19 protein-coding genes are annotated in these 15504 nt (G+C 69.8%); 9 read left to right on the forward strand and 10 right to left on the reverse strand.

Features of this window, described 5'->3' with window-relative positions:
• Positions 1-7: 7 nt before the first annotated feature.
• Positions 8-1189, reverse strand: coding sequence for a zinc-dependent alcohol dehydrogenase (locus ACWPOB_RS15485; RefSeq protein WP_100056075.1), 1182 nt, complete (start codon positions 1187-1189; stop codon positions 8-10).
• 170 nt (positions 1190-1359) lie between these two features.
• Between ACWPOB_RS15485 and ACWPOB_RS15490 the strand changes: the two genes are divergently transcribed.
• The 3 genes from ACWPOB_RS15490 (at position 1360) to ACWPOB_RS15500 (ending at position 4299) form a co-directional block, all read left to right on the forward strand.
• Positions 1360-2847 (forward strand): FAD-dependent oxidoreductase, encoded by a 1488-nt coding sequence (locus tag ACWPOB_RS15490; protein WP_455401354.1) that lies wholly within the window; start codon positions 1360-1362, stop codon positions 2845-2847.
• 68 nt (positions 2848-2915) lie between these two features.
• Positions 2916-3488, forward strand: a complete 573-nt coding sequence (locus ACWPOB_RS15495; RefSeq protein ID WP_100056073.1) for a type 1 glutamine amidotransferase domain-containing protein — start codon at positions 2916-2918, stop codon at positions 3486-3488.
• Positions 3489-3549: 61 nt separating this feature from the next.
• Entirely contained in the window at positions 3550-4299 is a 750-nt protein-coding gene (locus tag ACWPOB_RS15500) for a PAS and ANTAR domain-containing protein (protein WP_455401355.1), read from the forward strand.
• Here ACWPOB_RS15500 and ACWPOB_RS15505 read toward each other — a convergent pair.
• From ACWPOB_RS15505 to ACWPOB_RS15515, 3 genes are all read right to left on the reverse strand, one after another.
• Positions 4256-4453 (reverse strand): hypothetical protein, encoded by a 198-nt coding sequence (locus tag ACWPOB_RS15505; protein WP_165038743.1) that lies wholly within the window; start codon positions 4451-4453, stop codon positions 4256-4258. The genes ACWPOB_RS15500 and ACWPOB_RS15505 overlap by 44 nt on opposite strands.
• 93 nt (positions 4454-4546) lie before the next feature.
• A complete protein-coding gene (gene mbp1 / locus ACWPOB_RS15510; protein ID WP_003937475.1) occupies positions 4547-4786 on the reverse strand; it encodes a microaggregate-binding protein 1 in 240 nt (79 codons plus the stop codon).
• Between the two features lie 84 nt (positions 4787-4870).
• Positions 4871-5134, reverse strand: coding sequence for a DUF6480 family protein (locus ACWPOB_RS15515; RefSeq protein ID WP_455401356.1), 264 nt, complete (start codon positions 5132-5134; stop codon positions 4871-4873).
• A 158-nt stretch (positions 5135-5292) separates the two neighbouring features.
• Here ACWPOB_RS15515 and ACWPOB_RS15520 point away from each other — a divergent pair, with 158 nt between their 5' ends.
• From ACWPOB_RS15520 to ACWPOB_RS15535, 4 genes are all read left to right on the forward strand, one after another.
• The gene (locus ACWPOB_RS15520; RefSeq protein ID WP_455401357.1) at positions 5293-5760 is read left to right on the forward strand and encodes a DUF4383 domain-containing protein; all 468 of its coding nucleotides are present in this window, start codon (positions 5293-5295) and stop codon (positions 5758-5760) included.
• 67 nt (positions 5761-5827) lie between these two features.
• Positions 5828-6070 (forward strand): hypothetical protein, encoded by a 243-nt coding sequence (locus ACWPOB_RS15525; protein ID WP_029545239.1) that lies wholly within the window; start codon positions 5828-5830, stop codon positions 6068-6070.
• A gap of 9 nt (positions 6071-6079) precedes the next feature.
• Positions 6080-6442 (forward strand): hypothetical protein, encoded by a 363-nt coding sequence (locus tag ACWPOB_RS15530; RefSeq protein ID WP_455401358.1) that lies wholly within the window; start codon positions 6080-6082, stop codon positions 6440-6442.
• A gap of 255 nt (positions 6443-6697) precedes the next feature.
• On the forward strand, positions 6698-7159 hold the full coding sequence (locus tag ACWPOB_RS15535; protein WP_100056070.1) for a DUF4383 domain-containing protein: 462 nt from the start codon (positions 6698-6700) through the stop codon (positions 7157-7159).
• A 40-nt stretch (positions 7160-7199) separates the two neighbouring features.
• On the opposite strand, the gene ACWPOB_RS15540 is transcribed toward ACWPOB_RS15535, so the two are convergent.
• On the reverse strand, positions 7200-7622 hold the full coding sequence (locus ACWPOB_RS15540; protein ID WP_100056069.1) for an STAS domain-containing protein: 423 nt from the start codon (positions 7620-7622) through the stop codon (positions 7200-7202).
• Positions 7623-7904: 282 nt separating this feature from the next.
• Here ACWPOB_RS15540 and ACWPOB_RS15545 point away from each other — a divergent pair, with 282 nt between their 5' ends.
• The gene (locus tag ACWPOB_RS15545; protein WP_029545248.1) at positions 7905-8336 is read left to right on the forward strand and encodes an ATP-binding protein; all 432 of its coding nucleotides are present in this window, start codon (positions 7905-7907) and stop codon (positions 8334-8336) included.
• Positions 8333-9130 carry a SigB/SigF/SigG family RNA polymerase sigma factor gene (locus ACWPOB_RS15550; protein ID WP_006946451.1) on the forward strand — a complete coding sequence of 266 codons (798 nt, stop codon included), beginning with the start codon at positions 8333-8335 and terminating at the stop codon, positions 9128-9130. Before ACWPOB_RS15545 ends, ACWPOB_RS15550 begins: the two co-directional genes overlap by 4 nt.
• A gap of 22 nt (positions 9131-9152) precedes the next feature.
• Here the strand turns inward: ACWPOB_RS15550 and ACWPOB_RS15555 are convergent, their stop codons facing one another.
• From ACWPOB_RS15555 to aceA, 5 genes are all read right to left on the reverse strand, one after another.
• Complete coding sequence (locus ACWPOB_RS15555) at positions 9153-9419, reverse strand: DUF4235 domain-containing protein (RefSeq protein ID WP_006946450.1); 267 nt, start codon at positions 9417-9419, stop codon at positions 9153-9155.
• 70 nt (positions 9420-9489) lie between these two features.
• Positions 9490-10530, reverse strand: coding sequence for an NAD(P)-dependent alcohol dehydrogenase (locus tag ACWPOB_RS15560; RefSeq protein WP_455401359.1), 1041 nt, complete (start codon positions 10528-10530; stop codon positions 9490-9492).
• Between the two features lie 87 nt (positions 10531-10617).
• On the reverse strand, positions 10618-12903 hold the full coding sequence (gene metE / locus ACWPOB_RS15565; RefSeq protein ID WP_455401360.1) for a 5-methyltetrahydropteroyltriglutamate--homocysteine S-methyltransferase: 2286 nt from the start codon (positions 12901-12903) through the stop codon (positions 10618-10620).
• A 108-nt stretch (positions 12904-13011) separates the two neighbouring features.
• Complete coding sequence (locus ACWPOB_RS15570) at positions 13012-13908, reverse strand: 3-hydroxybutyryl-CoA dehydrogenase (protein WP_006932984.1); 897 nt, start codon at positions 13906-13908, stop codon at positions 13012-13014.
• Between the two features lie 121 nt (positions 13909-14029).
• Positions 14030-15319, reverse strand: coding sequence for an isocitrate lyase (gene aceA / locus ACWPOB_RS15575; RefSeq protein ID WP_043803320.1), 1290 nt, complete (start codon positions 15317-15319; stop codon positions 14030-14032).
• Between the last annotated feature and the right edge of the window lie 185 nt (positions 15320-15504).

Raw genomic sequence — 15504 nt, forward strand, 5'->3', positions numbered from 1 at the left:
GCACCGGTCAGGGCTCGAGCTGGATCTTGATCGCGCCCTCCTGCTTGCGCTGGAAGATCTCGTACGCGTGCGGGGCGTCCGACAGCGGCAACCGGTGCGTGGCGAAGGTGTCCACCCCGAGCGGATCGTCGTCGGTGAGCAGCGGCATGATCTGCGGCACCCAGTTGTTGACGTTCGCCTGACCCATCCGCAGCCGGATCTGCTTGTCGAACAGGGTCATCATCGGCATCGGGTCGGTCATGCCGCCGTACACGCCGCTGAGCGAGAGGGTGCCGCCCCGGCGCACCACGTCGATCGCGGTGTAGAGGGCGTGCAGCCGGTCGATACCGACGTGGGTCATCAGCGGCGCGGACAGCGCGGACGGCAGCAGCCCCGTCGCGGTCTGCAGGGCGGTGGCGACGGGTGATCCGTGCGCTTCCATGCCGACCGCGTCGATCACCGAGTCGGTGCCGCGGCCGCCGGTGCGGTCGCGGATCATGTCGCCCAGCGAGTTCCCGGCCTCCTTCAGGTCGATGGTCTCGATGCCGCGCGTGGCGGCGCGCGCGAGCCGCTCGGGCACCATGTCGACACCGATCACCCGGTGACCGCGGTGCACGGCGATCCGCCCGGCCATCTCGCCGATGGGCCCGAGGCCGAGCACCGTCACCGAACCCCCGTCGGGGACGTGCGCGTACTCCACGGCCTGCCACGCGGTGGGCAGCACGTCGGACAGGTAGACGAACCGCGAGTCCGGCGGCCCCTCCGGAACCGGGATGTGGGTCGAATCCGCATGCGGCACACGCAGATACTGCGCCTGGCCACCGGGCACGCTCCCGTACAGCTTCGAATACCCGAACAGCGCCGCGCCGGTGCCCTGCTCGGTGACCTGGGTGGTCTCGCACTGGGAGAACAGGCCGTCCCCGCACATGAAGCAACTGCCGCACGAGATCTGGAACGGAATGACCACGCGGTCGCCGGGTTTGATCGAGGTGACCTCGGAACCGACCTCCTCCACGATCCCCATGGGCTCGTGGCCGAGGATGTCCCCCGGCGACATGAACGGTCCGAGCACTTCGTACAGGTGCAGATCCGAACCGCAGATGTTGGTGGTGGTGACGCGGATGATCGCATCGGTGGGCTGCTCGATCTTCGGGTCGGGGACCGTGTCGACACTCACCTTCCGCTTACCTTGCCATGTCACTGCTTTCATCGCCGATCCTCCCGCCCGGTGGTCCGGGCACGTCTCGTCGTGGACTGCACGGCGCACTGCCGGCTCGGCACCGCCTACCCCGCACGGCGGGGCGCAAACCTCGACCGGCCCGACGCAGGACCGGTGACCAGCGCGGGTTTCCCGGGCGCGGCACGGGGCATCCCTCACAGGTGACCTCACTGTGGCTCTCCCGCCCCGACACCGCCCGCACCGACGACACGCCGTGGCCCGAGGGCCCGGCCCGCTTCGACACCGTGGTGGTCGGCGCGGGCCTCACCGGCATGGCGACCGCCCTCCTGCTCGCGCGCGCCGGACACCGCGTGGCCGTCCTCGAGGCCCGCACGGTCGGCGCCGTCACCACCGGCAACACCACCGGCAAGATCAGCCTGCTGCAGGGCAGCACCCTCTCCAGCATCGCGCGGGGCCATTCCCGCGACGTCCTGCGAAACTACGTGGCCGGCAACCTCGAGGCGCAACGGTGGGTGGTGCAGCTGTGCCGGGAGCGGGACCTGCCGGTCGAATCCGCGGCCGCCTTCACCTACAGCGCCGGCGAGGAGGGCGTGGCCACGGTGCGCGCCGAGCACGAGGCCTGCCGCGCGGCCGGTCTCGACACCCGCATGACGACGGAGACGGAACTGCCGTACCCCGTGGCCGCGGCGGTGACGCTGCCGGACCAGGCGCAGATCGATCCGATGCCGTTGCTGCACGAACTGGCCCGCGAACTGCGGGAGCACGGCGGCGCCCTGTTCACCGGCTGCCGGGCCCGGAAGGTCCGCTCGGACCGGAACGGATGCGTCGCGGTCACCGATCGCGGCGAGGTGCGGGCCGAGCACATCGTGCTGGCGACGGGGACGCCGATCCTCGACCGCGGCGGGTTCTTCGCCCGGCTCGAGCCCCAGCGGTCGTACGCGGCCGCGTTCGAAGTACCGGGCGACATTCCGAGCGGGATGTATCTGTCGGTGGATTCGCCGACGCGGTCGCTGCGCACAGCCTACGGGGGGCGGTACTTCCTCGTCGGCGGCAACGGCCACACCGTCGGGCGTGCACACGACCATCGCGGCGCCGCGGACGATCTCGTGGCGTGGACGGGTCGCCACTTCCCGGGCGCGAAGACCGTGGCGCGCTGGTCGGCGCAGGACTATGCGACGCTCGATCACCTGCCGTACGTGGGCCCGCTGCTGCCCGGCAACGATCGGCTGCTCGTGGGCACCGGCTACGGCAAGTGGGGCATGACGAACGCGGTGGCGGCGGCGCGGTTGCTGTCGGCCCGCATTCTCGGCGAGACGGCTCCGGAATGGGGGTCGGCGTTCCAGGCCTGGAGTCCCACACAGCTTTTCGATCTCCCGGCAGCGACCCGGCTCAACGCCGCGGTCGCGGTGGAGATGACGCGCGGATGGGTGCGGGCCGAGTTGTCCGGCGACGGCGCGTCCCCGCCGGAGGGCCGCGGCTCGGTGCGCCGGGAGAAGCTCCGCCCGGTCGGGGTGTGCACCGTCGACGGCACCACGCACCGGGTGTCCGCGGTGTGCCCCCACCTGGGTGGCGTGCTGCGATGGAACGACGCGGAAGCCTCCTGGGACTGCCCGCTGCACGGCTCCCGCTTCGCCGCGGACGGGCGCCTGCTCGAAGGCCCTGCCACGCGGGATCTGGCACCGGAGTGACGTTTCCCGGTCGCCGGCCTCGGGTACGCGATCGGGGAACCTTCCCACGACGAAAGGACGACTTCGCGATGAGCGCTTCAGGGAACGGCCGGCTGGCGGGACGCACGGTGGCCGTCCTCGCCACGAACGGCGTCGAGGAGGTCGAGCTGGTGGAGCCGCGACGGGCGGTAGAGGAGGCGGGCGGCGCGGTACGCCTGCTGTCGCTCGAACCCGGCGAGATCCAGGCCATGAAGTCCGACGTGAACGCGGCCGGCAGATACCAGGTCGACCAGGTGGTTTCGGAGGCGTCGGTGTCGGACTTCGACGCGCTGATCCTGCCCGGTGGAACCACGAACCCCGATCATCTGCGCCAGGATCCCGCCGCCGTGGCATTCGTCCGGGACTTCGTCGAGTCGGGCCGGCCCGTCGGGGTGATCTGTCACGGCCCCTGGACGCTGGTCGAGGCCGACGTGGTCCGGGGGCGGACGCTGACGTCCTACCCCAGCGTCCGGACGGACATCCGCAACGCGGGCGGGAACGTGGTCGACGAGGAAGTGGTCGTCGACGGGAACCTGGTGTCGAGTCGCAATCCGAGGGATCTGCCCGCCTTCTGCGCCACCCTCGTCGAGGTGTTCGCGAACGCGGAGCAACACGCCGGCTAGGTCACGTCACATCACGCGATCCCGCAGCGGTAGGGCCCGTCACCGGAGGCATAATCGTTGCATGAGGGAACCGATCGTGGACGCCGGCGACACCCCGGTGGACGACGCCTTCGAACGGGTCTTCGCGAGCGGGAAGCCGCAGCGGGTCGGGAGTTTTCGCTACCTGATCGACGAAGACAGGTGGGAGTGGTCGGACGACGTGGCGCGGATGCACGGGTACACCCCGGGGACCGTACGGCCGACCACCGACCTGCTGCTGAAGCACAAGCACCCCGAGGACAAGGCCCACGTCGCGGCCGTGCTGGGCGCCATGCAGCGCAACGGCGAGCCGTTCAGCAGCCGGCACCGCATCATCGACACGCACGGGACGGTCCGTCCCGTGGTCGTGATCGGCGACCGCCTGCTCGACGAGCGAGGGCGGGTGATCGGCACGGCCGGGTTCTACCTGGACCTGTCCGACGCGTACGACGACGAGGTCCGCGAGAGCGTCGACGAGGCGGTCTCGGCGCTCGCGCACCACCGCGCGGTCATCGAACAGGCCAAGGGCATGCTCATGGCGGTCTACGGGATTCCGGCGGACCGTGCCTTCGAGATCCTCGCGTGGCGGTCCCAGGAGTCGAACGTCAAGCTCCGCGCGCTCGCCGAGCAACTCGTCCGGGACGTCACCGCCGGACTCGACGCACCGGCGACGCTTCGCAACGCATTCGACCATCTGCTCATGACCGCGCACGAGCGGGTCCCGTCGCCGCGGAAGCCGGCGGGTCCGGTCACGGACTCGGCTGCGGAAGCTCGCACTCCACCTTCGGATTGACTCCGGCGTAGTTGAGGGGCCCCGCGATCACCGTCACCGCGACGGTGGCGAAGTCGGCGCAGTTCTGCTCGGCTTCCGTGAAGTACCCCCGCTGCCCGGCTGCGATCGCACCGATCACCAGCCACACCAGCACCACGAACGTCAGGATACGCATCGCTCCTCCTCCGGGGCGAAGACCCGGGAACCGAACGGCCCCCGGGTCGTGGACGAACGACGGGCACGACCGCCTGCGCGGCCGGTCACCGATTCACTGCTGATGCGAGCGCTGGCGAGCCTCGTCGACCTCGGCGTCGGCGCGTGCCTTCTCCGCCTCGGCTTCCTTCTTCGCGGCCTCGCGCTGGCTGTCGGCCTTGTCCTGCTGGGCCCGTCCCTCGCGGGTGAGTTCGTCGTTGCCGACGACGGCGCCGGTCGCCTCCTTGGCCTTTCCCTTGACGTCTTCGACGACGCCCTTGACGCCTTCGCTCGGACCGCTCGTGTTCTCTGCCATGCGATTCTCCCTCGTCGGCGTTCCTCGCTTGCGAACCAGGGATACCCCGCCGGCATCCCGGCAAACCGCACAGGCCCGCGCCACCTACATCACAATCCCCACGATCACGGCGAGGAAGAGGACGACGATCAGCACGATCGCACCGATCGTCAGAATCCCCGTGGGCGGGAATCGGTTCCGCGTCCGCGGCTCGGCGGCCGACAGACCGGAGGTAGAGCCCGAGTCGGGTGGTGTCGAGCCCGGTGCCACACCTCCGCCGGGCTCGAGATCGGGGGTGCGGGCAGGCTCGGGATCGGTGCCGGGATGCGCCTGTGGGTCAGGGACGTTCCGCGGATCGGGGGTGTTCATCGCCACTCCTTTCTCTCGGCGGCCTGCAGCCCCGGGGAACTCGCCGAGGGGTGCGGCCGGAGCATGCGGCCCACCGCCGATCGAGTTCCCGGCGCTGTCTCCGGCCAAACCGCCGCACCGCGCAGGTTGAAGCAGACGGTGCCGGGTATCCGCGAATCATGACCGAACCACTCGAGCCCGCGCAGCGCGCCGGTCAGCCGGAGAGCACCCGCTCGATCGTCCAGCTCGGCGCACTGTCGGCAGGCACGCTCTTCCTGGTCGTCGGGATCGCCGGCTTCGTTCCCGGGGTGACGGGCAACTACGACGAGCTGGCCTTCGGCCACGAGTCCGGCGCCCTGCTCCTGGGCGTGTTCGCGGTGTCCGTCCTGCACAACGTGGTGCATCTGGTCTTCGGTCTGGCGGGCGTGGTCGCGGCGCGTCGCGCAGATCTGTCCCGCTGGTACCTGATCGTCGGCGGCCTGGTCTACCTCGCACTGTTCCTGTACGGGCTGATCGTCCGGCCGGAGGGCAGCGCCAACGTCCTGCCGGTCAACGACGCGGACAACTGGCTGCACCTCGGCGTGGCGGTGACCATGCTCGGCCTCGGTCTGGCGGCACCGCGGATCCGGCCGGCGACGACGGTGTGAGCCGTTTGACGTGACCGAGAGTGGGGCACCCGATCCGGGGGATCGGATATCGGAGAGGAGGACCGTGATGACCACCTGCGACACCTGTGGCAACGACTACGACAAGACCTTCACCGTCACCCGCGGCGACGTCTCGGGCACGTTCGACAGTTTCGAGTGCGCGGCACAGGCGATGGCTCCGCAGTGCGCCCACTGCGGTTGCCGCATTCTCGGTCACGGGGTCGAGGCCGACGGCACCATGTATTGCTGCGCGCACTGCGCCCGGCAATCGGGTCAGGCTGCGCTCACCGACCGCGCCGACCGGGCGTAGGGAGGTGCTGTGACGCAGGATGTGGAGAAGCGATGGCGGGACCCGCGCACCGCCCGCGCGGCGGTGCGGTACGCGGCCGTGATCGTCGCCGCCGCCCTGCTGCTGATGGCGGCGGTCGTGATCTGGGCCGCCGCGAGCGGTGACCGATGCGCCGACGAGGAATTCCTCGTGTGCACCGACCCGGCGCGGCTCGTCCTGGCCGTCGGCCCCACGGCGATCCTGCTCCTCGGGGCCGTCGGTGCGTTCGTGCAGACCTACCGGGTGTGGCGCTCGGGCGGGACCTGGCCGATCTGGCACGGCACGGGCTGGGGGCTGATGGTCCTGACCCTGGTGTACGGGTCGATCTCGTCCGGCGTCCTCGTCGGGGGCTGAGCCGGCGCAACGACGGCCGGACGTGGTTTTCGGGGCGACCCGCCCGTGGTTTCGGGGGGCGAGCCGCCCGGGGTTTCGGGGCGACCCGCCCGGGGTTTCGGGGCGACCCGCCCGGGGTTTCGGGGCGACCCGCCCGGGGTTTCGGGGCGACCCGCCCGGGGTTTCGGGGCGACCCGCCCGGGGTTTCGGGACGACCCGCCCGGGCTATCCCTCCGTCCCGGGGCGCGGTGCCCCGCGCACCCCGATGGAGGAACGATGATCCGATCCAGCCCGTATCCGAGGGTGCAGCGCACCCGGATCCAGGGTTACGCCTTCGCGATCGGCATCGTGTTCCTCCTCATCGGGGCGCTCGGATTCGTGCCCGGACTGACCAGCGGATACGGCTCGATGGCCCTCGCGGGGCAGGAGTCGAATGCGCATCTGCTGGGCCTGTTCCGGGTCTCGGTCGCCCACAACGTGCTGCACCTCGCCTACGGTGCGGCGGGGATCCTCGCCGCCCGAGGGATCCGCGCGTCGCGGATCTACCTGATCGCGGGCGGCGCCGGGTACCTCGCGTTGTCGGCCTTCGGCATGGTCCTCGGCCACGACAGCCACGCCAACGTGGTGCCGGTCAACGCGGCCGACAACTGGCTACACCTGGTGCTGGGTGTGCTGCTGCTCGTCCTGGCGGTCGATCCCCGCGGCAACCGCCCCCCGAAGCTGCCGAAGCCGGTGTGACCCGCGCCCCGACGGGAGGGCTCGCCTCGGGAGAGACGGATCAGGCCGGAACCCGCAGGGCGTGGATCGCACTCTCGAGCGAGGCGTGCGCGTGGACGGGGTCGCCGAGCACCCGCAACAGCCGGTGTACCGGCCGTCCGCCCACGAGTGCCCACCGCGACCTTCGGCGCCGGGCCAAGGTGTCGAGCTCGTCGAACACGGTCAGGCCCGCCGACCCGAAGAACTCCACGTCGGAAAGATCGAGCACCAGGCGCGACGACGGGTGCAGCCGGTCGCCGGCGTAGGTGCGCAACGCCGGGGCGTTGCGCACGTCGAGCTCTCCCGCCACGGCGACCCGGACGAGGCCGGAACTGATTCTCTCCGTGGAGAAATCGGCACCGGCGGACGTATGGAAGGAAACCGGTGAGCGATCCGATCGGGTGACCCACAGCGGTGTGACTTTGCGCTGAGAAACGACAGACATGAGCTTCCCATCGTGGAAAGAGGATGGAAGCGTCGACAGAGCGGCAACCGCACCGACACCGGTCACCGCGGATGTGCGGCGCCTCCGAGTCAGGCTGTGTGCTCAACCTCACCCATACCCTACGGCAGCCCCTGCGGCACCGCAAAGGGCGGATCGACCTGGCGCGGTGCGGCCCCGACGACGCGCGTTTCCGCATGATTGAGAACCGCGCGCCGCGGGTAGTCTCGCCAGGAACACCCGCTCGCCCGGGGCCCCACCTGCCGCAACGGAGAAACGACACACATGGCGAACACGGCATCGATCGATTCGGCCCTCGAACGCACCCACCCCGTAGTGGAGTTGCGGGTACGGGCGGAACCAGGCCAGCTCCCCGTCCTGCGCGCGGTCGCTGCCGCCATCGCTCTGCAGCAGGGCTTCGACCTCGACGCGGTGGCCGACGTCAAGCTCGCGATCGACGAGGCGGGCACTCGGCTGATCACCCGGGCCCCGCAGGGCGCGACGTTGTCGTGCCGATTCCAGGCCATGCCGCCGGCCCTGCGGATCAGCGCGTCCGCCCCGACGGTGGACGGCGGACTGACGGCGGACTCGCGGACCTTCGGCTGGCATGTGCTCAACGCGCTCGCCGACTCGGTCGAGGTGAACGTGGACGAATCCGACGAGGGGTCCGTCACCACGATCGACGTGTCCCTGACCGACAGCAGCGCTGTTCTGTGACGGGGACCGGCGCCCAACGGCGCAGCGGCCGAGCCGCCGACGAATACGCGGACGTCATCCCGCTCTTCGAGGAAATGGTGACGTTCGACGAGGACGATCCCGCGCGCGGGGTCTTGCGGGACAGCCTGGTCGAACGATGCCTGCCACTCGCGGAACACATCGCCCGCCGGTTCGACGGCCGCGGCGAGGCATTCGACGACCTCCTGCAGGTCGCCCGCCTCGGACTGGTCAACGCCGTGGACCGTTTCGACCCCGAGCGGGGCTCGGACTTCGTGTCCTTCGCGGTTCCGACCATCATGGGCGAGGTGCGCCGGCACTTCCGCGATGCCGGTTGGGCAGTGCGGGTGCCGCGCCGGATGAAGGAGATGCATCTGGCGCTGAGCAAGGCGACCGGGGAACTGTCACAGCGCCTGGGCCGCGCCCCCACCGCTGCCGAACTCGCCGCCGAACTGGACCTCGATCCGGAGGAGGTGGCGGAGGGCCTCGTCGCCGGCAACGCGTACCAGGCCGTCTCGGTCGACCGTCCGGCCCCGGCCGGGGACGACGGCGTCACCCTGGCGGACACTCTCGGCGACTACGACGCCGCGCTCGCGCACGTGGAGAACCACGAGGCACTGCGCCCGCTGCTGGCCGCGTTGCCGGAACGTGAGCGCACGGTCGTGCTGCTGCGGTTCTTCGGGAACATGACCCAGACCCAGATCGCCGAACGTGTCGGCGTGTCCCAGATGCACGTGTCCCGGCTGCTGACGAAAACCCTCGCCCAGCTGCGCGAACAACTGGGCGAGGGCTTCTAGGACCCGCAGGCCCCGGGCGTCGTCATTCCTTCCCGGGCCAGGTGCCGGTGACGCGGCGGAAGCCCACCGCGCTCGCGCGGTTCGCCGCCGCGCTCACCGCACCGAAGATCGCTCCCTGCACGGCGGCGGAGACCAGCACCTCCCGCCACCCGAAGCGGCTGTCCATGGCCTCCGGCGGATCGTCCTGGCCGGCGCCGAGCGCCCACACCTTCCGGAACACCATGCCGGCGGCGACGCCCGCCAGGGAACTCACCACGAGGCTCACGGGCCGGTACAACGCCTTTTTCACATTTCCTCCACGTCTCGAGATACGTGGCGGGAGTACCCGGCCGCCGCGGTCTCACACCTGCCCGCCCGGCTCAGATGGTGGCGGCGTCGATCACGAATCGATAGCGCACGTCGCTCGCGACGACACGGTCGTACGCCTCGTTGATCCGGTCGGCCGAGACGACCTCGATCTCCGCGCCGATGCCGTGCTCGGCGCAGAAGTCGAGCATCTCCTGCGTCTGCGGGATGCCGCCGACCATGGAACCGGCGAGGCTGCGCCGGTTCTGCGCGAGCGAGAACGCCCGGACCGTGAGGGGGTGTTCGGGCAGGCCCAGCTCGACGAGGGTGCCGTTGCGGGCGAGCAGCGACAGGTAGGCATCCACGTCGAGGTTCACCGAAACGGTGTTGACGATCAGGTCGAACGTGCCCCGCAGATCCTTGAAGGTCTGCGGATCGGTCGTTGCGCGGTAGTCGACGGCACCGAAGCGCAGCCCGTCCTCCCGCTTGGCCAGCGAGTGCCCCAGCACGGTCACCTCGGCACCCATCGCCGCGGCGATCTTCACGCCGACGTGGCCGAGCCCGCCCATCCCGATGACGGCGACCTTCCTGCCCGGTCCGGCGCCCCAGTGCCGGAGCGGGGAGAACAGGGTGATGCCCGCGCAGAGCAGCGGCGCCGCGGCGTCGAGCGCAAGACCGTCGGGGATCCTCAGGACGAAGTGCTCGGTGACGACGATGTGGGTGGAGTATCCGCCCTGGGTCACCTCGCCGTCGCGGCCGACGGCGTTGTAGGTGCCGGTGACCCGGTTGGTGCAGTACTGCTCGTCGCCGCTGGTGCAGGCCTCACACGCGAGGCACGAGTCGACGAAGCAGCCGACGCCGACGCGATCGCCGACGGCATGCCTGGTCACCTCGGCGCCGACGGCGCTCACCACCCCGACGATCTCGTGGCCGGGAACGACGGGGTAGCGGGTGCCGCCCCACTCGTTGCGGGCGGTGTGGATGTCGGAATGGCAGATCCCGGCGTACCTGATCTCGATGAGTACGTCGAGCGGACCGAGCTCACGCCGCTCGATGGTGGTCTTGACGAGGGGGCTGTCCGCCGCGGTGGCGGCGTACGCGGCAACGGTAGTCATGCAGACATGCCTACCGGCCGGCGAAACGACGCGCACCCGCGGGGGCTGTCCGCGGGTGCGCGTCGACGGGCGCGGCCTGCCGCCGGGCTACTGCCCGGCCGCGCGTCGCCGCAGACGACGGGCGGCGGCGACCAGGTTGCGCAGCGACGGCTCGAGCTGCCAGTAGTGCCGGGTCTTGAGCCCGCCGTCCGGATTGGCCCACAAGCGGTCGAGTTCGACGGACTCCGCTGCGGTGCTGAGCAGTTCGTCGAGTTCGTCGATGTCGGGGATGCGCGCCGATCGGCTCTCGTAGACACCGGGGCCGACACCGTGCGTGAGGGCCTTGTCCTTGATGGCCTCGAGCACCCAGCGGATCGAGCGGGTCGCGACGATCGCCGTGACGTCCGCGTCGAGCCGTTCGATCGCGTCGACCACCGACGCCTGACCGGAGTAGGTCAGGTGCGTGTGGATCTGCGTCTCGGGCTTGGCACCCCCGGTCGCGAGCCGGAACGCGTCGACCGCCCAGTCCAGGTACTCGGCCCGGCCGTCCTGCCGCAACGGCAGCAGTTCCCGGATGGCGGGCTCGTCGACCTGGATGATGGCGATGCCCGCCCGCTCGAGATCGGCGATCTCGTCGCGGATGGCGAGCGCCAACTGGTCGGCCGTCTCGTGCAGGGGCTGATCCTGACGCACATACGACCGCGCCAGCATCGTGACCGGGCCGGTGAGCATGCCCTTGACCGGCTTGTCGGTCAGCGACTGCGCGAACGCGATCCACTCCACCGTCATCGGCTTCGGCCGCACGATGTCGCCGTAGAGGATCGGCGGGCGCGTGCACCGCGACCCGTACGCCTGCACCCAGCCGAAGTGCGTCGTGGCGAAGCCCTCGAGCAGCTCGGCGAAGTACTGGATCATGTCGTTGCGCTCGTGCTCACCGTGGACGAACACGTCGAGGCCGATGTCCTCCTGCAGCCGGACGGTGGACTCGATCTCCTCCTGGATGCGCTTGACGTAGTCGTCCCACGACATGCGGCCCTCGCCCAGCTCGTAGCGGGCCTTGCGGATCTCGTCCGTCTGCGGGAACGACCCCAGCGTGGTCGCCGGCACCGGCGGCAGCTTCAGCCGCTCCTGCTGCGCGGCGCGGCGCTCCTCGTACGGGACGCGGCGCCGGTGCTCGGGCCGCAGTGCGTTGACGCGGGCGCGGATCGCGTGCTTCTGCTTGAAGTGCACCGACGTCGGCGGCTTGCGCCACCGCTCCTCCGCGCCGGTGGTCAGCGCCTTGGCGAGCGAGACCACCTCGCCCACCTTCTGCTTGGCGAAGGCCAGCCGGTCCGCCACGTCGCCGGGGATGTCGTACTCGGCGAGCACGTCGTAGGGCACGTGCAGCAGCGAGCACGACGTGGAGACCACCAGGTCGGGCGTCACGGCCGCGAGGCTGCTCAGGTACTCGAGCGTGCGGTGCCGGTCGGCCTTCCACACGTTGCGGCCGTCGACGACCCCCGCGTAGATGCGCTTGCGCTTGAGGCCCGGCACCGCGGCCAGCTCCTCCGCGCTCATCCGGCCGTTGACCAGGTCGAGACCGATGGCCTCGACCTTGGTGGCGGCCAGGATGGGCAACGCCTCGCCGAGGTGACCGTAGGGGCCGGTGACGAGCAGGCGCGGGCGCAGCGGCGCGTGGGAGAGCGTGTCGTAGGCGCGCGCGAAGGCCGCAAGCTCCTCCGGGGTGCGGTCCTCGGTGAAGGAGGGCTCGTCGAGCTGCACGCACCAGGCGCCGGCGCGCGCGAGCTCCGCGAACAGCTTCTCGTACTCGGGCAGCAGCCGGTCGAGCAGCTCGAGGGTGGAGAACCCGTCCTGCTCCGACGTCTGCGAGACCTTGGACAGCAGCAGCAGCGACACCGGACCGAGTACGACCGGGCGCAGCTCGATGCCGCGGGCCTTGGCGCGCTCGAACTCGTCGAGCACCGCCGCCGAGTTCAGCGCGAAGGTGGTGTTCTCGTCGAGCTCGGGCTGCCGGTAGTGGTAGTTGCTGCCGAACCAGCGGACCAGCTCGAGCGGCGGGAAGTCCTCGCGGCCCCGGCACAGCGTGAAGTAGAAGTCGAGCGGGTCGAGCTCGCCGACGAGCGGGCGGAACCGCTCGGGGATCGCACCGAACAGCAGCGCGTTGTCGAGCACGTGATCGTAGTAGGAGAACGTGTTACCGGGCACCTGGGTGAGCCCGGTGGCGGCGAGTTCGCTCCAGGTGGACTCCTGGATCTCGCGGGCCACCGCGACGAGCTCGTCGCGGGTGCCGGTGCCGTGCCAGTAGGCCTCGAGGGCACGCTTGAGTTCACGACGGGGTCCGATGCGCGGATACCCGAGGATGCTCGAGCCGTATCCGTCTGCAGTGCTGGCCATTCGTGGTCGACCTTTCCCTCGATGCACCTCGCGCCCGTGTCCCGACAGTCAGCGCGACGGCTGTGCTGTCGGCACACGGGCGCCGAGGTGCGGTGTGGTGCTACCTACCTAGCTGACTTTCTTGGCGGCACGACCGTTGTCGGCATATTCGTAGAAGCCGGCGCCCGACTTCTTGCCGACGAGGCCGGCCTCGACCATACGCAGCAGGAGCGGCGGAGCCGAGTACAGCGGCTCCTTGAACTCCCCGTACATCGAGTCGGCGATCGACTTGACCGTGTCCAGGCCCACCAGATCGGTGAGCGCGAGCGGACCCATCGGGTGGGCACACCCGAGGACCATCGCCTTGTCGATGTCCTCCTTGGTGGCAAAGCCGGACTCGACCATCCGGATCGCCGACAGCAGGTAGGGCACGAGAAGCGCGTTGGCGATGAAGCCGGCCCGGTCGGAGGACCGGACGACCTGCTTGCCGAGCACCTCGGAGGCGAAGGCCTCCGCGCGCTGGGAGACCGCGGGGCCGGTCTTGAGCGTGGTGACCAGCTCGACCAGCGGCAGCACCGGAACCGGATTGAAGAAGTGCATGCCGATGACCCGCTCGGGCCGGGTGGTGGCGATGCCCAGCTTCATGATCGGGATCGACGAGGTGTTGGACGCCAGCACCGCGTTCGGATCCGTGACGATCTTGTCGAGTTCCGCGAAGATCTCGGCCTTGACCTTCTCGTCCTCGACGACCGCCTCCACGACGAGCTGGCGATCGGCGAAGTCGCCGAGGTCGGAGGTGAAGCGCAGCCGCCAGGCGGCCTGCTCACGCTCCCGTTCGGTGATCTTGCCGCTGCTGACACCGCGGTCGAGGGACCGGAGGATGCGGGCACGCCCGGCAGCCGCGAGCTCGCGGGTCTGCTCGTACACAAGTACGTCGACATGAGCGCGTGCGCACACCTCGGCGATACCTGCGCCCATGATCCCGGCGCCGATCACGCCGACGCGCTGAATCTTTTCGCTGGTCACGTCAGCTCCTACTCGTCATGTGGGGGGTCGTGAAAGGGGGTTCTGACAGGGGGTGGATACGGCGGCGGCGGGACCTGGTCGTCCGAGATCCCGCCGCGCGCCTACATCCGGTTGCCGGTTCCTAGTGGAACTGGCCCTCCTCGGTGGAGCCCTTCAGGGCGGCCGTGGAGGTGTTCGGGTCGACGGTGGTGGCGATGGCGTCGAAGTAGCCGGCGCCGACCTCACGCTGGTGCTTGACTGCGGTGAAGCCACGCTCCGCGGCGGCCTTGAACTCGCGCTCCTGCAGGTCGACGAACGCGGTCATCCCCTGGCGGGCGTAGCCGTGGGCCAGATCGAACATGCCGTAGTTGAGCGAGTGGAAGCCGGCGAGGGTGATGAACTGGAACTTGAAGCCCATCGCGCCGAGCTCCTTCTGGAACTTCGCGATGGTCGCGTCGTCCAGGTGTGCCTTCCAGTTGAAGGACGGCGAGCAGTTGTAGGCGAGCAGCTGGTCCGGGAACTCGCTGCGGACGGCCTCGGCGAACTTCTTGGCGACCTCGAGGTCCGGCACGCCGGTCTCCATCCAGATCAGATCGGAGTACGGCGCGTAGGCCTTGGCGCGCGCGATGCAGGGCTCGATCCCGTTCTTGACGCCGTAGAAGCCTTCGGCGGTGCGGGTGCCGTCGAGGAACTCACGGTCACGCTCGTCGACGTCGGAGGTCAGCAGCGTCGCAGCCTCGGCGTCGGTGCGGGCGATGACGACCGTCGGGACGTCGGCGACGTCGGCCGCGAGGCGAGCCGAGGTCAGGGTGCGGATGTGCTGCTGGGTCGGGATGAGCACCTTGCCACCGAGGTGACCGCACTTCTTCTCCGACGCGAGCTGGTCCTCCCAGTGCGAACCGGCGACACCGGCCGCGATCATGGCCTTCTGCAGCTCGTAGACGTTGAGCGCGCCACCGAAGCCGGCCTCACCGTCGGCGACGATCGGAGCGAGCCAGTTGTCGACGGAGGTGTCGCCCTCGACCTTGGCGATCTCGTCGGCGCGCAGCAGCGCGTTGTTGATGCGGCGGACGACCTGCGGCACCGAGTTCGCCGGGTACAGCGACTGGTCCGGGTAGGTGTGGCCGGACAGGTTCGCGTCACCGGCGACCTGCCAGCCGGACAGGTAGATGGCCTTGAGGCCGGCGCGGACCTGCTGCACGGCCTGGTTGCCGGTGAGGGCGCCCAGCGAGTTGATGTAGTCCTCGTTGTTCACGAGGTCCCACAGAATCTCCGAGCCGCGGCGGGCGAGGGTGGCTTCCTCGACGACGGTGCCCTGCAGCTTGACGACCTGCTCGGCCGTGTAGTTGCGGGTGATCCCCTTCCAGCGCGGGTTGGTGTCCCAATCCTTCTGGATTTCCTCAGCGGTCCTCGGGGTGCCGGTGGTCGACATCTAAGCTCCACTCTCTAGATCGGATCCGCGCCGAACGCTCTGCAGTACGTGCGTACTACTTCACATCCTTCGCGAACCTTTCGGATGTACCACTCGACAATGACACACCCGGAAAGTGCCGTCTACCTGTTGCTAGTGCCAATCTTCGCTAGTTTTTCCCCCGGCTTTGCAAAGGTTGTAAACCT

The sequence above is a fragment of the Rhodococcus sp. 2H158 genome (assembly GCF_053764755.1).